Origin of the sequence: Klebsiella sp. KP20-425-1, from assembly GCF_025813515.1 — a bacterium.
In the GTDB taxonomy this organism is placed as follows: domain Bacteria; phylum Pseudomonadota; class Gammaproteobacteria; order Enterobacterales; family Enterobacteriaceae; genus Klebsiella; species Klebsiella pneumoniae.
In genome coordinates this window covers 3,873,875-3,891,447 of sequence record NZ_CP109614.1, presented here as the reverse complement: position 1 = coordinate 3,891,447, position 17,573 = coordinate 3,873,875, and the positions used below count along the sequence as shown (strand labels likewise).

Sequence of the window (17,573 nt, the reverse complement as noted above, 5' to 3'; positions counted from 1 at the left end):
GGCTACAAATCGCGCCGACCGGTAGCCCGGCTAAGGCGTTTACGCCGCAAGCCGGGACAATAGAGCATGCGATTACTTCGCCAGCCAGGCTGCGACCTCCTGCCAGCTGCCGCGAAAGAGAATTTTCCCGGCTTTTTTCCCCAACTGATAGCGATACATCGGGTCGTAGTACTCTTCCAGCAGCGGTACCAGCCAGGCAAAGTGCGCCTCGGTGCTGGCGGTGCGCTGCTGCTGCACCAGCGCCTCATCGAGCCGTTCAGTGAGCTTAGCAAAACGCTGCAGCCCCAGGCGACGGCGGATGGCAAACAGGCCGTGATGCAGATACTCGCCGTATGCCTGCCAGCCTTTCTCTTCGCCATAGGCGGCGATAAAGTCGCGATACATGCGATCGAAATACTCTTCGCGCAGCCGTTCGAGGCGAACGTCAAACGGATCTTCCACCACCGCCAGCGGCGACTGCGCCATGCGGAGGCGCAGGCTCTCCGGTAGATGATTGGCGCCGATCATATGGCCTTCATCTTCCAGCACCCAGCGGGTCTGCTGTTCGGCTTTTTTAAGCAGGCTGACCGCCAGGTGGTTTTCAAAGGTGGCCTGCGGATGCTGATCCTGCAGGGTTCGACCGAATGAAGAACCGCGGTGATGAGCAAGCCCTTCCAGGTCGATACCGTCCGGGCGCGAGCAGACCAGTTGAGTTTTGCCGTTGCCGGTACAGCCGCCAATCAGCACGATCGGGCGCTGCACCAGTTCGTCGGTGGCCTGGATCGCCGCCTGGCGTAGCGCTTTATAGCCGCCGACGATCAGGGGGTAATCCACGCCAGCTTCTTTCAGCCACTGCTGGACGATATGCGAGCGCTGGCCGCCGCGGGCGCAGCACAGGTAACCGTGTGGGTAACGGGCGCACGCTTCCAGCCACGCCTGAGTACGGCTGGCGCGCAGGTCACCCTGGACCAGTTTATGGCCGAGCGCCAGCGCCGCTTCCGGCCCCTGGCGCTTGTAGCAGGTGCCGACCGCGGCGCGTTCTTCATCATTCATCAGCGGCAGGTTGATCGCCGCCGGCATCGCGCTTTGGCTAAACTCCACCGGGGCGCGTACGTCAATCAGTGGCGTATCGCTGGCGAGAATGGCGCGATAATCCGTCCCATTGGTCATGGGGTATCCTCTGAAGTCAAAACAGAAATGAGCTTTACAGCAAGGGGGGGATTGTACGCGCCTCAAGGTGTGCCGGGGAAGGGGATAGATCAAATCCCCGGCACGAAGGGCTTAGCTGAGCTGCGATTGCGCCCAGACCAGGCCGCTGGTGTACTCCGGCGGCAGCAGCGGCTTGATCGCTTCCAGCGTCGCGCTCAGGCGATCGGTATCGCTGTCGGTGAGGTTCAGGTGGCCGACTTTACGACCCGGGCGCACCTCTTTGTCATACCAGTGCAGGTGCACCAGCGGCAGCTTCAGCCAGTCGTAGTTAAGATCGGTGCCGATCAGGTTGATCATCACCGACGGGCTGTTGACCACCGGCGGCGGCAGCGGCAGGCCGGTAATCGCCCGCAGATGCAGCTCGAACTGGCTGATAGACGCCCCGTTCTGCGTCCAGTGGCCGCTGTTGTGCACCCGCGGCGCCAGCTCGTTAATCAGCAGCCCCTCGGCGGTAACGAAGCACTCCATCGCCATCACGCCGACATAGTTCAGCTCGTTCATGATCGCCGTCAGCATGCTTTCCGCCTGTTCCTGCTGGCGAGCGTTGGCCTGCGGGAAGGCGACGCTGGCGCGCAGAATACCGTCCTGATGCAGGTTACGGGTCAGCGGGTAGAAGACGGTGCTACCGTCATGAGCGCGGGCGCCTACCAGCGATACCTCGCCGGAGAAGTTAATCCCCTGCTCGACGATGCACTCGCCGTAGTTATCGGCCGGTAGCTGATCGATCTCGTTTTCCCGCAGACGCCACTGGCCGCGGCCGTCGTAACCGCCAACGCGACGCTTAACGATCGCCAGTTCGCCAAGGCGAGCAAACACCGCCGGCCACTCGCTTTTATCCGCCAGCAGCTGCCACGGGGCGGTGGCGAGGCCAAGCTTGTCAAACAGCTGCTTTTGCGTCAGGCGGTCGGCGATAATCGGGAAGACATCGCGGTTGACGAACGCCGGGTGGCGGGCCAGCTCGCGGGTGAGGGCGGTTTCCGGCCAGCGTTCAATTTCTGCCGTGATGACGCTCTGCTGGAACGGCACCGCTTCCGGGTCGGCTTCCAGGCCGACCGGCCAAACGGCAATGCCCAGCGGCTCGCCGGCCTGGCGCAGCATACGGCCTAACTGGCCGTTACCGAGCACGCATACCTGTTTCATGCCGCACCCCGCGGATCCGGATTATCCAGCACTTCATCGGTTTGCGCCTGACGCCAGGCGCTCAGGCGCTGGTGCAGTTCTGCATCATGCTGGGCAAGGATCTGCGCGGCGAGCAGGCCGGCGTTCGCAGCGCCAGCTTTGCCGATGGCCAGGGTACCGACCGGAATGCCGCGCGGCATCTGCACAATGGAGTAGAGGCTGTCGACACCGCTTAAGGCTGCGCTCTGAACCGGTACGCCGAGCACCGGCACCAGGGTTTTCGCCGCAATCATGCCCGGCAGATGCGCCGCGCCGCCTGCTCCTGCAATAATCACCTGATAACCGTGGCTTTCGGCGCTTTCAGCAAAGCTGAACAGCTTATCGGGCGTGCGGTGGGCGGAGACCACTTCGACATGGTACGGAACGTTCAGGGCATCAAGGATTTCTGCGGTAAATTGCATGGTAGCCCAGTCGCTTTTGGACCCCATCACGATGGCGATACGCGCCGAATTATTGCGGGAAGACATGCGTCTTAAAACTCCTGTGGGTGTGTTTCACACTGCTTTAGAGGCCACAGAGAATAGCATGAACTGCCAGCAAGGAAAACGGTTGCGTGCGCATGGTTAGCCGTCTTTTGTCTCGCCTGGAGGTGATGGCGTGGGTGACTGATTGACCTTTATCTCCCTCATGATACAGGTGATAAGCAGCACTAACCCCCACGGGAGCATCAGAGTGCCCATAAGCAGTAAATAGATTTGTACCAGCCGGCTATCGTGAGGGCGGGTGCAGAGCAAATAAATGGCATAAAAATAGATAGCCCACGCCAGCATCGCACACCAGACAAACGTCAGCGTGTTGCCGATAACGACGCCGATTAAGGCGATATAACTTACCCCTAACGGATTGAGGATCGCGATGATCATTCCCCACGTCAGCGGCTGACTCCACTTTTTCCTGCTCATGCTCGTTCCTTGAGAGTGACGTTGTGGAAGACTAGCATGCAGGGCGGGGGGAAGCGCGCACCTTCGCCCGGGCAAAAGGCGCTTTCGGAATTGTGCTCGCGCAGGAATCAGAACGGAAAGTGGATTAGTTCGACGTCGTCCGGCGTCACCTTGACCATCGAACCTTCGCTGTGCCAGGCGCCAAGTACCACACGCCATGCGGGTTGGCCGTTGGCCTGCAGTTCATGGACCGCCGGGCGATGAGTATGGCCGTGGATCAGCCACTGCACGTGATGCCGCTCCATCGCGTCAACTACCGCCTGTGGATTTACATCCATAATTTCCATTGATTTACTGCTGTTGGCGGCTTTGCTGTCGGCGCGCATGCGGGCGGCGATGCGACGGCGGATAAACAGCGGCAGGGCCAGGAACAGACGCTGGATCCACGGGGTGTGGACTTTGGCGCGAAACGCCAGATAGCCTTGGTCATCGGTGCACAGCGTGTCGCCATGCATGATCAAGACTTCACGGCCATAGAGGTCCAGTCGCTCTTCTTCGGCGAGCAGGATCATCCCGCTCTGGCGGGCAAAGCGCTGGCCGACGAGAAAATCGCGGTTGCCATGGATGAAGTAGCACGGCACGCCGGCCTCGACGACGGCTTTGATTGCCGAGGCAATTTGTTGGTGCAGCGGGTTAGGATCGTCATCGCCGATCCATGCCTCAAACAGATCGCCAAGGATATACAGAGCGTCCGCCTGGCGGGCTTCGCCCTGTAAAAAACGCAGAAAACCGGCGGTGATCGCCGGTTCTTCTGTTTGCAGGTGCAAATCTGCAATAAAAAGTGTCGCCACGAATTACTCGCTGACGGTGACGCTTTTGATGATCACATCATCTTTCGGCACATCCTGGTGCATGCCGCTGCGGCCGGTGGCAACCGCTTTGATTTTGTCAACCACGTCCATGCCTTCAACCACTTCCGCGAAGACGCAGTAGCCCCAACCCTGCAGGCTTTCGCCGGAGAAGTTCAGGAAGTCGTTGTCAACCACGTTGATGAAGAACTGCGCGGTGGCAGAGTGCGGCGCCTGAGTACGGGCCATCGCCAGCGTGCCGCGGGTGTTTTTCAGACCGTTGTTCGCTTCGTTCTGAATCGGAGATTTGGTCGCTTTTTGTTTCATACCAGGTTCAAAACCGCCGCCCTGAATCATGAAGCCGTTGATAACACGGTGGAAAATGGTGTTGTCGTAGAAACCTTCGCGGCAGTAGTCCAGGAAGTTTTTAACTGTTTCCGGCGCTTTGTCGTCAAACGTTTTGATTACGATATCGCCATGATTGGTGTGGAAAGTAACCATTTTTGCATCCTGTTCCGATGAGTGTGGTGCCAGCACCCGGTGTCGGGTGAGATATAGGGGGGTGTTATAGCATAACCGCGGGGGTCGATGCACCTTGCAATGTGTGCTGCGTCCGGTCTGAATTATGGGTATTATAGAGACTTCATTACCCACACACGTCTACACGGAATCTTCGATGTTAAAAATTTTTAATACACTGACGCGCCAGAAAGAGGAATTTAAACCTATCCATGCCGGGGAAGTCGGCATGTACGTGTGTGGTATTACCGTTTACGATCTCTGTCATATCGGCCATGGACGTACCTTCGTCTCCTTTGACGTCGTGGCGCGCTATCTGCGTTTTCTCGGCTATAAGCTGAAGTACGTGCGCAATATCACCGATATCGACGACAAAATCATTAAGCGCGCTAATGAAAACGGCGAAAGCTTTGTCGCGCTGGTCGATCGCATGATTGCCGAAATGCACAAAGATTTTGACGCGCTGAATATTCTGCGTCCCGACAGCGAGCCGCGCGCAACGCACCATATTGCGGAGATCATTGAGATCACCGAGCAGCTGATCGCCAAAGGCCATGCTTACGTGGCAGATAACGGCGACGTGATGTTCGACGTGCCGACGGACCCGAACTACGGTTTGCTGTCACGTCAGGATCTCGATCAACTGCAGGCGGGGGCGCGCGTCGACGTGGTTGACGTCAAGCGTAACCCGATGGACTTCGTCCTGTGGAAAATGTCGAAAGAGGGCGAGCCAAGCTGGCCGTCGCCGTGGGGCGCGGGCCGTCCGGGCTGGCATATCGAGTGCTCGGCGATGAACTGCAAGCAGCTTGGCAACCACTTCGATATTCACGGCGGCGGTTCGGATCTGATGTTCCCGCACCATGAAAACGAAATCGCCCAGTCCACCTGCGCCCACGACGGTGAATACGTCAACTACTGGATGCACTCCGGTATGGTGATGGTTGACCGCGAGAAGATGTCGAAATCGCTGGGTAATTTCTTTACCGTCCGCGACGTGCTGAAGTATTACGATGCGGAGACGATTCGCTACTTCCTGATGTCCGGCCACTATCGCAGCCAGCTGAATTACAGCGAAGAGAACCTCAAGCAGGCGCGTTCGGCGCTGGAGCGTCTGTACACCGCGCTGCGCGGGACGGACAAATCCGTCGATGCAGCGGGTGGCGAAGCCTTCGAAGCACGCTTTATCGAGGCGATGGACGACGACTTCAACACCCCGGAAGCCTATTCGGTGCTGTTCGATATGGCGCGTGAAGTGAACCGTCTGAAAACTGAGGACGCGGCCGCGGCGAATGCCATGGCGGCCCACCTGCGTAAGCTTGCTGCGGTGCTGGGTCTGCTGGAGCAGGAGCCGGAGGCGTTCCTGCAGAGCGGCGCGCAGGTTGACGACGCGGAAGTGGCGGAGATCGAATCGCTCATCCAGCAGCGTCTGGACGCGCGCAAATCTAAAGACTGGGCGGCGGCGGATGCGGCGCGCGACCGTCTCAACGAGATGGGCATTGTGCTGGAAGATGGCCCGCAGGGCACCACCTGGCGCCGGAAGTAAGCCATAAAAAAACGCCCGCAAAAGCGGGCGTTTTTCTTTTCGTTGTCAGGCCGTGACGGTCACGCTCTGGCCTTCAAAGCTCACCGTCTGACCAGCGACGATTTTGCAGCGTTTGCGGGTTTCCACCGCGCCGTCGACTTTTACCAGCCCGTCGGCGATGGCGATCTTCGCCTGGGCGCCGCTTTCGCTCCAGCCTTCCAGCTTCAGCAGATCGCACAGCTCAACGTGCGGGTGTTTACCTAAGGAAAATGTCGCCATCTCAGGCCTCCTCAACGTCGTGATACTCTTCGCACGCCTGCAGCGTGTTCTGAATCAGGGTAGCGACGGTCATCGGGCCAACGCCGCCGGGAACCGGGGTGATGTAGGACGCGCGTTCGGCGGCATCTTCATACACCACGTCGCCGACCACTTTGCCGCTTTCCAGACGGTTGATGCCGACATCGACCACAATCGCCCCTTCTTTAATCCACTCGCCAGGAATAAAGCCCGGTTTGCCCACCGCGACGATCAGCAGGTCGGCGTTTTCGACATGATGACGCAGGTTTTTTGTAAAGCGGTGGGTGACGGTGGTGGTGCAGCCGGCCAGCAGCAGCTCCATGCTCATCGGGCGACCGACGATATTGGAGGCGCCAATGACCACCGCATTGAGGCCGTAGGTGTCGATATTGTAGCGTTCCAGCAAGGTCACGATACCGCGCGGAGTGCACGGACGCAGGCGCGGCGCGCGCTGGCACAGGCGGCCAACGTTGTAAGGATGGAAGCCGTCGACGTCTTTATCCGGCGCGATGCGCTCGAGAACTTTGACGTTATCGATCCCTGCCGGCAGGGGCAGCTGAACCAGAATACCGTCGATGGTCTTATCGGCATTCAGAGTGTCGATAAGCTCCAGCAGCTCGGCTTCGCTGGTGGTTTCCGGGAGATCGTAAGAGCGGGAGACGAAGCCCACTTCTTCACATGCTTTGCGCTTGCTACCGACATAAATCTGCGAGGCCGGGTTGCTGCCGACCAGCACGACGGCCAGCCCAGGGGCGCGTTTTCCGGCCGCAACGCGAGCCTTCACTTTTTCCGCAACCTCAGAGCGTACCTGCTGCGCAATCGTTTTACCGTCAATAATTTTTGCTGCCATCAGAGAGAGGATTCCATCTGTATCTTTACGAAAGGGGGATGAGGATATTTTGTCAGAAGCGGGCCTCGCTGTCAGTCCTCGTTTGCTGTTTTATCCTGTCTGAGGCTAATTTAGCCTGTTATGGCCATGGTTATTACATGGTTATTGGTGCGTTGCGCCTGGCCACTGAGTCGATTTACGCGCGCATGAGCCCCGGCGGTATGCTTCTTGTACAGTTGGTGGGGGATATTTCGCCAGCGTCGTATAAGCCCCGCAGTTTCCTGGCAAAATGGATTGACTCGACCGACGTGGACCGTATAATTCCACGCGTTTCACTCCGCGAAGCACTCGCTTCTCAGGGCGCCCTTAGCTCAGCTGGATAGAGCAACGGCCTTCTAAGCCGTAGGTCACAGGTTCGAATCCTGTAGGGCGTGCCATTTAATAATCAATCACTTATCAACTTCCTCCAGTCGCTGATTTTTCCTTGTGGGACATATTTGGGACATCTTCTGCAAAAATTTGCAAAAATTGAGTCAATTTGACGTGCGTGCTCAGTTAAATGGTTAGGTGCCAGGTGAGCATATCGACGGACCATTTCGATGATTCTAATGTCTTGTAGTATCTGTCGGACGATGGCCAGTCAGAGTACAGCATTACTGCTCTGTAATATCGAACAGAATGGTTAATGCTGGTTATAGCTGAGTGCAGAATAAGCGCTCTGCAGGAATGTGAAAATATGTTGCCGGTAACAGGCTAATAGTCATTATAGCTTTAGGTTCTGTCTGACTGGGTTAAATATCGCATTTTAAGCTGGCGTGAAGTACAGTTGTTATAGATCAATATTGAACACTATTTGAAAGCATACCCTCGATGTTCATCCACTGCCTGGAAAGATCCGAATGAACATCAAATTCGTCGCCATCTCCGTATTCGCTGTTGTGTGCGTCTTTGCATCAGATATTTCCATCGCCAAATCGAATTCCTTAAGCGATGATCAGGTCAGTCAAAGGATTATTGATGACTCTGTCGCATCCTACCCCGGTACTTGTGCCTGTCCCTTCAATACCGCCCGGAACGGCAGCTCGTGCGGTGGCCGCAGTGCCTGGAGCAAAGCTGGTGGGTACTCACCTATTTGCTACAAGAAAGAGGTAACAAAGGAGATGGTTAAGGCGTGGCGACAAGAGAATCAATGATAACGATCAATATCTGAACCAGGTGATTACTTACACTGGAATAGTAGTTTAAATAATATTAAATGATTATTTCGAATACTGCAGCCCATTTGCAGTAAGCTCTGTTCTGGTAGAGGCGGCAGAGGCCACGGCGTATATCTTTTTACCTTGTGATATTTGAACCCAGCAAATCTATTTCCCCTGCCTGATAGACTTAGTGTCACCGTATCCTGTTACTAAGAGCACGGGGCTACCTACTCATAAGACACTTCCTCTTCTTACGAGGAAACCGGTTTAGCGTGTTGTGTGTGGAGACAGTACCCATCAACTCAAACTGATAACAAAAAGTTTAATTTTTTTCCCCGCCGCGCTGACTATAGTTAGGGCACTTTCACTTGCCCAATAAGGTCACGATTATGAAATTAGTTATCGCCTCCGTAATTTCTCTGCTCAGCTTCAGCGCGCTGGCGGCGCCAGAGGGGACGCTCAGCGTACACATTCTTAATCAGCAAACCGGGCTCCCTTCACCGGGGGTGCAGATTGAGCTGGATAAACAGCAGGGGGAGAGCTGGCAGCATATCGCCACCGGTAAAACGGATGCCGATGGGCGGATTAAATCGCTCTATCCGCAGGCGGAGAATATGGAGCCGGGGGTGTATAAAGTGACGTTTAAAACTGGTGACTATTTTAAAAGCCAAAATATGAATACGTTCTTCCCGGTGATTCCGGTTATTTTCAATGTTACAAAGCAAAATCAAAAACTGCATATCCCGCTGCTGCTCAGTCAGTACGGATACTCTACCTACCGCGGCAGCTGATGACCCAAGCCGCTATCCAGCCAACGCCTGCGCGGCTTCCGCAGGCGTCACGCTTTTCTCGCACCACGATGTCCACGCCTAACGCTCGGTCTCTTTCTCTTTAAAGTGTTTAACGGCTTCGTCGTACATCGCCAGCAGGCCGGAAATTTCGCCTTCATATTGCGGCACGCGCTGGGCGCGAACGAGCTCAATCAGCAGCGCATAGGCTGCTTCTTCCGGGGCCGCATGTGGATTAATAAGTCCAGACATATCACCTCCTTAACAGTGGGCCTTTAGCCTACCCCTCGGCGAGAAAACGCAACAGCCTGATATGCAACCAGTACTTCTTATATGGCTCTTATGAAACCTCAGAGGCGAAGACCACGGCGGAAATCAATTGAAGGAGGGGTTATCCAGACCACTGGCGTGGCGGTTAGCGGTGCATCTACACCGGCAGGAGGCTCATCATCAGCCAGGCGATGGCGATGCAGATAAGGGTCATCGACAGCACAAAATTCATGGTAGCTCCTCTTCATCCTTTCTTTACTCAACGTAAATTTTGACAGCGATGATCGCCTTTATCCTTGGCGATTTGTGCCGCTATCCGGCGGTGGGCTGGGGAAAGACGGCCTGTTTCCCCGTGAAGGCCAGCAAAATATCCTCTTTGTCAGGGTTATAGTGATGACATCAATGAATAAGCTGCATCACATTGGTTATGTTGGTCTTTCCGCCTGAAGAATGACTTCGGGTCGCTGATAAGCTTGCTGGGGGAATAACAGGATGAGCACTACACCGTTAACGCTTTCTTTTGCCGGACAACAACCGCCCATCGCCCTGCCGCAGGTGCCGGGAACGCGGGGGCCGGTGGGAGTCGACATGCGCGGGCTAAATCAGTCCGGATTCTGCAGCTATGACCCCGGCTTCGCCAATACCGCCGGATGCCAGTCGGCGATCTCGTGGATCGATACGGAAAACAGCGTGCTGCTGCACCGCGGCTATCCGGTAGATCAGCTGGCTCGCCAGTGCGATTTTCTCGAAGTGGCCTACATCATGCTGAACGGTGACGCGCCGGATGAGGCCAGCTATCAAACCTTTCGCGAGACCATCACCCGCCATACTCTGGTCCACGAGCAGATAGCCCGCATGTGCAGCGGCTTTCGTCGCGATTCGCACCCGATGGCGCTGATGTGCGCCCTGGTGGGGGCGCTGGCGGCGTTCTATCATGATGTACTGGATGTGGAAAATCCGCAGCACCGGGCGCTGGCCGCCACCCGGCTGCTGTCGAAAATGCCCACTATCGCCGCCATGAGCTACAAGTACACCATTGAGCAACCCGCCGCGTATCCGCGCAACGATCTCTCCTATGCCGGAAATTTCCTGCAGATGCTGTTTGCTATCCCGGCGGAGAAATATGTTCTGAATCCGGTCATCGAGCAGGCGATGAACCAGATCCTGGTGCTGCATGCCGATCACGGGCAGTGCGCCTCGACCACTACGGTGCGCGCGGCGGGCTCCTCCGGGGCGAACTTATTCGCCTGCGTCGCCGCCGGGCTGGCGTCGCTGTGGGGGCCGATGCATGGCGGAGCAAATGAATCGAGCATGCGAATGCTGGAGGAGATTGAAAGCGTCGATCAGGTTCCGGCGTTTCTGCGCCAGGCGAAGCGCGATCCGCAGGCATTTCGCCGGCTGGGTTTTGGCAACTCGCGCTACCGTCACCGTGACCCGCGCGCCGATATCCTGCGTGAAACCAGCCATCGGGTGCTGGCGGAGGTAGGCATGTCTGACCGCCTGCTGCAGGTGGCGATGGCCCTTGAGGACGTGGCGCTGACCGACCCCTATTTTGTGGACAATGGCCTGTCGCCAAGCGTGGATTTCTATACCGCGGTGATCCTTAAAGCGATGAATCTGCCTTCGTCGATGTTTGCGGTGGTCACCGCGGTCGGTCGGACGGTCGGTTGGGTGGCGCACTGGAACGAGATGCACCAGGCGCCGCTGACCATCTACCGGCCACGGCAGATTTACGTTGGCGAGGGCTATCGGGATTACGTCTCCCGACGCGGCGAGCGGTCTGCTGAGCTAAGGTAATGCCTTACAGGCAGGAGGCGCGCGGCGTCTTCCTGCCCAGGCGGGTTACTACTCAGAGATGCCGGGAGAGCAGATAGTGCTCGACGGCGGTATATTCGGTTAACCGGGTATACAGCGCCAACAGGGCGCTGAGAAAAGCGCCTACCTCACAGGTCTGCGGCCTGGGCGTGGCGAGTAATGGCTGTAGCGTAGCTCTCAGTTGATCAAGGTCGGGCTTCAGCACATACGGTATATGCAGGGTGCTGAGGATGGTTTCAGTCTGCTGGAAATCATGACGAGATGGCAACGCCTCGTCTGCGCTTAGCCAGCTCAGGATAATCAACATGAGGCGATTTTTAGTGTAGAGATACGATTTCATGGCCTGTCTCCTGTCGGTAGTGGCGCAACACCATCCCCTGAACTTTGTTCATCAGTTCCACGTTATTTTTCACCGCCAGCTTGCTAAGGACGCGTGAACGGTAGTAGTAGACCCGTTTGATCGTGAGCTGCATGGTGCTGGCCACGTGATACAACGGCATTCCCCCCATCAGCAGGCTGATTAAAAAAGTTTCCTTACGGGTCAGGTTATAGCTGTCAGGTATGGCGATATAGAGCTTGTCGGCGGGGGGCGATGTCAAGCGCGGACCGCGGGCAAGGGCAGCGCTGAGCCCGGCAAAACTGGTGATGAACTCTGCGCCGAGCACAATGGCGAGGCTGCGTTCGAGCTCGCTCAACGGGTAGCCTGATTTGGCAAAAATAAAGATCCGGATCAGGGGATTAAACGATTTTAAACTGAGCGCGACCTGCAGTACTTCGATGCTGACGCTGCTGTAATCAATAAGGATGGTGCTTAGCCGGGCTCCGGCATCGGTCGCAAAAAAAGTATAGAACATCTCACTCTGTCCACTAAACGGGTAACAGAGTATTTCTTTAATATCCAGAGGCTTGCTGTTTGGTTCATTAATATACGCTTTCAGGGCAATATTAAAATATTCTGAATCCGCAATGCAGATCAACATAATGACCTCCTGGCATAAATACGCTGTGCATGCTGTCCTGCCTGATTCGACAATTTACTGTAGAGAATACCCGCCTGAAATAACATACTCCCTGCGCTTTCAATTCAGGGGGGAGAACGTGGGAGGAGGTGGTTAATAATGAGGGTGAGATAGTTAGATCGCATTTCTCGAATGTTTTTTAGAAAATAAAAAATAAAAATTATCTTTTATTTACAGTGAGTTGTGTTTTTATTGTGCGTCAGTTTTATTTCTTTTTCAAAGTGGTGTTAAGACTTTTCTATAAAAAGTAGAAATGGTCCTGGTGGCGAATTTGAATAATAAATAATGAAGTGAGTAGGATGTCAGTGCAGGGAAGGGGTTAAAAGATAACAGGTTAATCCAATGGACTGAGCATTAATAAATTGTACGTATAAAGTACGCCAGGGTATTTCCTGAACGATTCTCCATAAGCGTGGTGATGAGGAGTGAAGATGAAAAAATACAGCAGAGGAATGGCATCTTTCGTGGTGATGATGATGCTTTCTCCGGTAGCGGCACAGGCTGCTGATGGCAAAGTCACCTTTAATGGTGAAGTCATCGAAAATACTTGTACGGTAGTGAATAAAGACAAGACGGTAACCCTACCGACGGTCCAGCGTTCAGCGCTCAGCAGCGCGGGTGAAACGGCGGGCGTGGTTCCCTTCACCATCGATCTGACGAGCTGCACCCCAGGGGCTGATGTCTCGGTGTACTTCGAGAAAGATCAATACGTTTCCACGGAGGGTCGACTAAAAAACACTCTGTCTGACGGCACGGAAGCAGAAAACGTCGATGTGGAGCTGCTGAACACTCGGTTTACGCCGATTAACCTCGCGGAGACCCCGGCGGTCGCTGCAGACGGCACCATTGCTCGCCCGGACGTGATCCCGGTGGCGGTGGCTGAGCAGGATGGTTCCGCCTCGCTGCCTTTCTATGCCCGCTACTATGCGACCGACGCCGCTACGGCTGGAAAAGTCGCTACCTACGTCAACTTTACGGTGGTCTATCCGTAACCCCTGTCCACGGCCCCGCTCAGGGGCCGTTTATCCACCCGACAAGGAGGAGGTGAATATGCGGCGTATGGTTCTGGCACTGCTGCTGTCCAGCTATTTACCCTCGGCGGACGCCAGCATGGTTATTGACGGCACACGGATTATTTTTCCCGGCGACAAAAAAGAGATCGCCGTCCGGGCCACCAATATGGGGGAGACCCCCTCTCTGACGCAGGTCTGGGTCGACGATGGCCGCGTGCAAAATCAACCGGAAAAGGATGCGGCGCCGTTTATTGTGCTGCCGCCGATTGTGCGCATCGAACCGGGAAAAGGCCAGAGCTGGCGCCTGGTGTTTAACGGCAGCCGCCTGCCGCAGGATCGGGAATCGCTGTTCTGGTTCAATCTTCTGGATATCCCACCTGAGCCGAAAAATGGCAAGACTGACAATTACCTGCAGCTCGCGATACGGTCGCGTATCAAGCTGTTTTACCGTCCGGCAGGCGTGGCGGCGGAAAAAATAGCCGCGGAAAAAGCCCTGAGCTGGGCGCTGGCTCCTACGGGCAACGGGTTGCGGGTGAGCAATGCCTCAGCGCGCTATATCACCATCGACAGCATCACCCTTAACGGACAAAAACACGCTGCCGGCATGGTCGCCCCGTTTTCCTCGCTGGAGATCGCGCCTAAAGGGGTCGCGCTGCGCACGCTGCCAGCCAAATTCAGCTTCACCACCATCAATGATTACGGCGCGGTAGTGAATCATAATTATCCTCAGTAAGGACATTATTATGAAACTCAGGGAGATCAAGGTTGGGTTGATGCTGCTCCTTCCCTGGCAGGAGGCATGGGCGGCAGAGGCGTTTAGTTTTAACCGCGCCCATTTGCACGGCGCCGCGCAGGTTGATCTCCAGAAATATCAATACGGTAATCCACTACACGCCGGACAGTACCGCAGCACGCTCTCGGTGAATGGCCGGGACCTGGGGGAAGAAACGTTTGTTATCCAGGAACACGATGGCCAGCTTGAGCCCTGCATCTCACCCTCGCTGTTCGACGCTCTGCAGCTGAAGGATGCCCAGTGGCCAACCGCGGCCACCTGCCTGCGTTTTTCGCAGATCGATAAGGCGATCGGCTGGGAGTATGACAGCGGGGAAAACGTCCTGCGGGTAAATATGCCCCAGGCGCTGCTGCAACCCCATTATCGGGGGGCGGTGAACCTGAAAAAGGTGGATAGCGGCGTGCCCGCCGCGGTGCTGCGCTACCAGGCCAATAGCTATCAGAGCATCGTCGACGGGGACACCAGCAGCCATCATTATCTCGGGCTGGATGCCAGCCTGCGCGCCTTTGGCTGGCGGTTACATCACCAGTCCAGCTACCAGGCGCAGGAAGGGAATACGCACTGGGATAGCATTGCCACCTGGGCTGAGAGAAGTGTAGTGAACTGGGCGTCCACGTTACGGCTGGGTCAGGGATGGACCGACGGAACCTTCTTTGACAGCGTCAGTTTTATCGGCGGCAGGCTGGCTACCGATGTGCGCATGCTGCCGGGCTCTCGCCGCGGTTTTGCGCCGTCGGTCAGCGGCGTGGCGCGCACCAACGCCCGCGTAACGGTCACCCAGAACGGCGCTCTGTTGTACGAGGCAACGGTTCCGCCGGGCAAATTCACCTTCGACGATCTCTATCCCACCAACGCCGGCGGCGATTTACAGGTGACGATCCACGAGGCGGATGGCAGTCAGGACACCTTTACCGTGCCGTACGCCACGCTGCCTGGCCTGGTGCGGGCAGGCGCGGTCTATTATGATCTGTCGCTGGGCTATCTGGATGAGGACGGGATCGCCGGGCGGCCGGGATTTGGCGAAGCCACGCTGCAGTACGGCTTCAATGACTATATCAGCGGCTATACCGGCGCTAACGCGACGACAGATTATTACTCGACGCTGGTCGGCAGCGCCTTCAATACCTACTGGGGCGCGCTGGCGGTCGATCTTTCCCGTTCTGCGGCGAAGGGCAGGGAGCACGGCTGGCAGGAGGGCTACCGCTGGCGGGTGTCCGCATCAAAATCGTTTACATCCGATACGCGAATGCTGCTCTCGATGAGCCACAGCAACGACGGCAATTATCGCTCCATTCGCGATGCCGCCTGGGAGCACGACCGGCACCCCAACGACTGGCGGGAGATGACCCGCTACAGCGCGACGTTGTCTCAGCAGGCCGGCAGCGGCAGTCTGTCATTTAACGGAATCTGGAGTGAGGATGTCCGCCACCACCGCTGGCGCTCATATCAGCTGGGCTATGCCAACCGCTATGGTCAGCTCAATTATTATCTGTATGCCCAGCAGAGCCAGGATATCCATCACCGCAATAATCAGGTGGTGGGCGTCTCCTTTTCGCTGCCGTTCGGGCAGGCGGGCAGCCTGACCACCCGCTTTAACCACGATAAAAACTACGGCAGCCAGCTGCAGTCCAGCTATACCGGCAGCGCAGGCGAGAAAAACGCCTTCAGCTACGGTTTGACCACCAGCTACGACATGCCGCGGGAGAACCCAAATGAAGCCAGCGTTGCGGCCAACGGTAGCCTGCGGACGGATTATGCGTACCTGAACGCCAGCGCCAGCGCCGGTCGCCATCAGCAGCAGTACTCGCTGGGGGCATCGGGCGCCCTGGTAGCGCATCAGGGCGGCATGACCGCCACCCCCGAACTGGGGGAAACCTTCGCCATTGTGGAAGCGCCCGGCGCGGTGGGGGCCCGGGTGGCTAACCGCCTTGGACAGCCGATTAACCGCCAGGGTTTTACGATCATCCCTTACCTCGATCCCTTTACCGCTAACTGGCTGGATCTCGATCCGCAGGGTCTGAACGACCATGTGGAGATTGTCTCCAGCAGCACGACGGTGGTGCCCGATTCGGGCGCGGCGGTGAAGGTCAAATTTGTCACGCGTACCGGCTATCCTTGGTTTGCCCATGTCACGCTGCCGGATGGCGCGGCGCCCCCGCTGGGCGCGGAGGTGTTCGACGACAACGGTCGGGCGGTTGGCGCCGTCGGTCAGGGCGGGCTGCTGTATGCCCGAGTGCCGCAAGACCACGGCAGCGTCTCGGTAGTATGGGGCGAACGCAGCGGGCAACGCTGCCGGTTGGCCTATGCCATCCGCGACGACGCGGTGCAGCAGGTTAGCAGCGGCACGCCGCATCAGGTCTGCCGGCCGGGAATAAAGGAGAAGTAATATGAAAAAAATCATCGCATCAGGGGTACCTCTTCTGCTGGCCGGCGGGTACTGCGCTTCGCTGTCGGCAGCGTGCCAGATGGTCAGTGGCAAAACTATCGAGTATTCAGTGAACGTCAGCCAGGCCAGTATCAACCTTGACGTCAGCGATCTCCCCATCGGCTCCCTGCTATACAGCTACGGAGGGATGATTATCACTAATAACGAACGCTGGGAGATCGCCTGCAGCGGCAGCGAGCCCGGCGGGTTTCAGAGCATTGGCGGTTCCCGGGTCGGCCCGGCGGGAGACGGCAAGCCGGGGGATATCTACAGCATCGACCGCCTGCCGGGCATCGGCTACAGCTTTCAGATGGGGGAACAGGATGGCATTAATTTCGATCCCCTGTTCACGGCCTGGCCTTCCGCGCCGGTATTTTCCGGCCAGCGCGCATTTCAGGCGGAAAATAAAAAACCGACCATCTATTTCTGGCGGATTGCCGATAACGGCGGTCTACCGCCGCCGGGCGAATATTGCCTTAATGATTACCTTGGCGATATTTATCTTGGCGGAGTACAGGCGATGCGCTTCAGCGTCAGCGGGCTCTGTATTCAGGTCAAATCACCCACCTGCAAGATTACTGACGACAGTAAAAACATTAACGTCTTCCTCGGACGGCATAACAAAACCGCATTTACCGGGCTCAACAGCACCACCGCCCCGGTTCCTTTTAACATCAACCTGACGAACTGTGAAAATGTCGGCAGCGTGTTTATGCAGTTTAACGCGACGGTGGACAGCGCTGTCGCCGCCAACGAAGTGATTAAAATCGATGACCAACCTGAAGGGGCATCCGGACTTGGCGTGCAGATCCTCAGTGCCGGCGGCTCGCTGGTGCCGCTAAACCAGGTGAGCCAGGTCTGGTCCGGGAAAAAAGGCAGTCAGACGAACTATCGTTTATCCTATCAGGCCCGCTATATCCAGACGCAGCCCGCAGTGACTGCGGGCGAAGCGAACGCCAGCGCGACCTTCGTGGTGACTTATAACTGA

General features: G+C 56.7%; 20 protein-coding genes, 1 tRNA gene and 1 pseudogene. 10 read left to right on the top strand and 12 right to left on the bottom strand.

All coding sequences use genetic code 11. The annotated features are described in order from the left end of the window. Positions 1-72: 72 nt before the first annotated feature. From mnmH to ppiB, 6 genes are all read right to left on the bottom strand, one after another. On the bottom strand, positions 73-1,149 hold the full coding sequence (gene mnmH / locus OHJ17_RS19125) for a tRNA 2-selenouridine(34) synthase MnmH (RefSeq protein ID WP_032432665.1): 1,077 nt from the start codon (positions 1,147-1,149) through the stop codon (positions 73-75). A gap of 111 nt (positions 1,150-1,260) precedes the next feature. Continuing rightward, complete coding sequence (gene purK, locus OHJ17_RS19120) at positions 1,261-2,328, bottom strand: 5-(carboxyamino)imidazole ribonucleotide synthase (RefSeq protein WP_009307963.1); 1,068 nt, start codon at positions 2,326-2,328, stop codon at positions 1,261-1,263. Further along, positions 2,325-2,834: a 5-(carboxyamino)imidazole ribonucleotide mutase gene (gene purE / locus OHJ17_RS19115; RefSeq protein WP_004151322.1), complete on the bottom strand. Its 510-nt coding sequence runs from the start codon at positions 2,832-2,834 to the stop codon at positions 2,325-2,327. The genes purK and purE overlap by 4 nt, the downstream gene beginning before the upstream one ends. Positions 2,835-2,930: 96 nt before the next feature. Beyond that, entirely contained in the window at positions 2,931-3,269 is a 339-nt protein-coding gene (locus OHJ17_RS19110; protein ID WP_032423671.1) for a hypothetical protein, read from the bottom strand. A gap of 107 nt (positions 3,270-3,376) precedes the next feature. Next, positions 3,377-4,099, bottom strand: coding sequence for a UDP-2,3-diacylglucosamine diphosphatase (gene lpxH, locus OHJ17_RS19105; RefSeq protein WP_032432666.1), 723 nt, complete (start codon positions 4,097-4,099; stop codon positions 3,377-3,379). Positions 4,100-4,102: 3 nt separating this feature from the next. Continuing rightward, entirely contained in the window at positions 4,103-4,597 is a 495-nt protein-coding gene (ppiB, locus tag OHJ17_RS19100) for a peptidylprolyl isomerase B (protein ID WP_004151319.1), read from the bottom strand. A gap of 175 nt (positions 4,598-4,772) precedes the next feature. Here ppiB and cysS point away from each other — a divergent pair, with 175 nt between their 5' ends. Next, a complete protein-coding gene (gene cysS / locus OHJ17_RS19095) occupies positions 4,773-6,158 on the top strand; it encodes a cysteine--tRNA ligase (protein ID WP_032432667.1) in 1,386 nt (461 codons plus the stop codon). Between the two features lie 45 nt (positions 6,159-6,203). Here the strand turns inward: cysS and ybcJ are convergent, their stop codons facing one another. Both ybcJ and folD read right to left on the bottom strand, forming a co-directional pair. Continuing rightward, positions 6,204-6,416, bottom strand: coding sequence for a ribosome-associated protein YbcJ (ybcJ, locus tag OHJ17_RS19090; protein WP_004143016.1), 213 nt, complete (start codon positions 6,414-6,416; stop codon positions 6,204-6,206). Between the two features lies 1 nt (position 6,417). Further along, the gene (gene folD, locus OHJ17_RS19085; protein ID WP_004143017.1) at positions 6,418-7,284 is read right to left on the bottom strand and encodes a bifunctional methylenetetrahydrofolate dehydrogenase/methenyltetrahydrofolate cyclohydrolase FolD; all 867 of its coding nucleotides are present in this window, start codon (positions 7,282-7,284) and stop codon (positions 6,418-6,420) included. Positions 7,285-7,623: 339 nt separating this feature from the next. Here folD and OHJ17_RS19080 point away from each other — a divergent pair. Next, positions 7,624-7,700 (top strand) — tRNA-Arg (locus OHJ17_RS19080). 19 nt (positions 7,701-7,719) lie between these two features. Here OHJ17_RS19080 and OHJ17_RS19075 read toward each other — a convergent pair. Further along, a pseudogene (locus OHJ17_RS19075) lies at positions 7,720-7,864 on the bottom strand (integrase); the annotation flags it as partial. A gap of 298 nt (positions 7,865-8,162) precedes the next feature. Here OHJ17_RS19075 and OHJ17_RS19070 point away from each other — a divergent pair. After that, positions 8,163-8,456: a hypothetical protein gene (locus OHJ17_RS19070; protein WP_002892360.1), complete on the top strand. Its 294-nt coding sequence runs from the start codon at positions 8,163-8,165 to the stop codon at positions 8,454-8,456. 395 nt (positions 8,457-8,851) lie between these two features. After that, a complete protein-coding gene (gene uraH / locus OHJ17_RS19065; protein ID WP_002892366.1) occupies positions 8,852-9,253 on the top strand; it encodes a hydroxyisourate hydrolase in 402 nt (133 codons plus the stop codon). A gap of 78 nt (positions 9,254-9,331) precedes the next feature. Here the strand turns inward: uraH and OHJ17_RS19060 are convergent, their stop codons facing one another. Further along, entirely contained in the window at positions 9,332-9,502 is a 171-nt protein-coding gene (locus tag OHJ17_RS19060; RefSeq protein WP_002892370.1) for a hypothetical protein, read from the bottom strand. A 324-nt stretch (positions 9,503-9,826) separates the two neighbouring features. On the opposite strand from OHJ17_RS19060, the gene OHJ17_RS19055 reads away from it, so the two are divergent. Then, a complete protein-coding gene (locus OHJ17_RS19055; protein ID WP_004142684.1) occupies positions 9,827-9,967 on the top strand; it encodes a hypothetical protein in 141 nt (46 codons plus the stop codon). Positions 9,968-10,012: 45 nt separating this feature from the next. Beyond that, positions 10,013-11,317: a citrate synthase gene (locus OHJ17_RS19050; protein WP_004147414.1), complete on the top strand. Its 1,305-nt coding sequence runs from the start codon at positions 10,013-10,015 to the stop codon at positions 11,315-11,317. Between the two features lie 52 nt (positions 11,318-11,369). Here OHJ17_RS19050 and OHJ17_RS19045 read toward each other — a convergent pair whose 3' ends face one another. Then, positions 11,370-11,675 (bottom strand): hypothetical protein, encoded by a 306-nt coding sequence (locus tag OHJ17_RS19045; RefSeq protein ID WP_023282247.1) that lies wholly within the window; start codon positions 11,673-11,675, stop codon positions 11,370-11,372. Further along, positions 11,653-12,315 carry a LuxR C-terminal-related transcriptional regulator gene (locus OHJ17_RS19040; RefSeq protein ID WP_032432742.1) on the bottom strand — a complete coding sequence of 221 codons (663 nt, stop codon included), beginning with the start codon at positions 12,313-12,315 and terminating at the stop codon, positions 11,653-11,655. The genes OHJ17_RS19045 and OHJ17_RS19040 overlap by 23 nt, the downstream gene beginning before the upstream one ends. 470 nt (positions 12,316-12,785) lie before the next feature. On the opposite strand from OHJ17_RS19040, the gene OHJ17_RS19035 reads away from it, so the two are divergent. From OHJ17_RS19035 to OHJ17_RS19020, 4 genes are read left to right on the top strand one after another with little or no spacing between them, the layout of a single operon-like run. Then, the gene (locus tag OHJ17_RS19035; RefSeq protein WP_004151792.1) at positions 12,786-13,346 is read left to right on the top strand and encodes a fimbrial protein; all 561 of its coding nucleotides are present in this window, start codon (positions 12,786-12,788) and stop codon (positions 13,344-13,346) included. 58 nt (positions 13,347-13,404) lie between these two features. Further along, positions 13,405-14,100, top strand: coding sequence for a fimbrial biogenesis chaperone (locus tag OHJ17_RS19030; protein ID WP_004893746.1), 696 nt, complete (start codon positions 13,405-13,407; stop codon positions 14,098-14,100). Positions 14,101-14,110: 10 nt separating this feature from the next. Further along, entirely contained in the window at positions 14,111-16,546 is a 2,436-nt protein-coding gene (locus OHJ17_RS19025) for a fimbria/pilus outer membrane usher protein (protein ID WP_032424660.1), read from the top strand. Between the two features lies 1 nt (position 16,547). Then, entirely contained in the window at positions 16,548-17,573 is a 1,026-nt protein-coding gene (locus tag OHJ17_RS19020) for a fimbrial protein (RefSeq protein ID WP_004147417.1), read from the top strand.